The organism is Brevibacillus sp. NRRL NRS-603, assembly GCF_003013445.1.
Lineage (GTDB): Bacteria > Bacillota > Bacilli > Brevibacillales > Brevibacillaceae > Brevibacillus > Brevibacillus formosus.
In genome coordinates, this window is record NZ_PXZN01000146.1 from 1 (window position 1) to 1,135 (window position 1,135).

General features: G+C 47.3%; 2 protein-coding genes. One reads left to right on the plus strand and one right to left on the minus strand.

Annotation, left to right across the window (positions count from 1 at the left end; all coding sequences use genetic code 11):
- The coding region (locus C7R94_RS29340) for a YheC/YheD family protein (protein WP_199197982.1) at positions 1-354 on the plus strand (354 nt) is incomplete at its 5' end.
- 64 nt (positions 355-418) lie between these two features.
- Here the strand turns inward: C7R94_RS29340 and C7R94_RS29345 are convergent.
- A partial coding sequence (locus C7R94_RS29345; RefSeq protein WP_106786011.1) for a VOC family protein occupies positions 419-1,135 on the minus strand: 717 nt, incomplete at its 5' end.

A 1,135-nucleotide genomic window follows, 5' to 3' on the forward strand; every position in this document is an offset into this window, starting at 1 on the left:
GGCGGAAAAGCAATCCCTGTATCGGTCTTTCTCCGACCGAGGTTTGGGGAGGAACGCACCGCGCAGATCGTGCATGATTGCGAGCAGCTCGCTTTTCAAACAGCGGAAACACTCGAGGATCATTTTGGACGGATGGTTGAATTTGGACTGGACATCGGCATCGATGTAGAGGGGCGCGCGTGGCTGATTGAAGTGAATCCAAAGCCAGCACGGGAAATTTTCCGGGAGATGGGGGCAACGGAGCAGTACAAGAACGCCATTACCCGCCCGCTTGAATACGCCATTTACCTAGGAAAAACACAAGGACGCGAAGGTCGCGAGCCATTTTTGAAGAGAAAGGTCGCCAGAGGATAGCGTGAAAGAAGAACAGCGGTAGTCAGGGACAACAGTTTGAAATCCTAGACTACCGCTGTATTTGTTAGGAGGAGATAGAAAGCGGTAATTGCAATTTGCTCGGGGTGTCAGGGGCGTAATCGGGTGTATGGATAACAGAAAAAGAGTATCCTTCCCGGACGAAGGTAAGTTCATGGGCATCTGAATGGAAGAGGACGTTGCTTTTTTCAAAGCGCCTCCGTACTTTTTGCAGGAACGTTTGGTCAGGTGTTCCAAAAGTGACGTGCATTTTCGGTGGCAACGCTTTCATGGCAATGGGAATCCAAGGCCTGTTTTTCCATGTGGCTACAATATGTGCCGTTCCTCCGATTACGAAGTTAAAAATATCGCCATCCTCGTATGTTTTCATGCCTATATTTGATTTTAGCCATTGCGTAAAAACAGGCACACTTTCCACAGGACAGCCCACTTCTCTTAAATACAGAATGTGCAGGGGAGTGGATGGCAGGACGATCTCTTCTGACACATACTCGTGGGCAATAATCTCAAGAAGATTCCCGTCCCCATCGCGGAAATACAGGTTCATTCGTCCCTTTTCTTGATCAATGTCATGGCCATCCTCCCATCGAACAATCAAAAGACCAGATTCTTTGATCTTTTTCGCTGATTCATGAAATAAGGAATAAGGCACTTGAAAAGCAATATGGGCAGGGGAGATCGGTTCATACACTTCTTCAAAGGTTAAACGAAAATCGGGTGTGACTTGAAACGTAATCTGTTTGTCTGATTGAGATAAGATCGG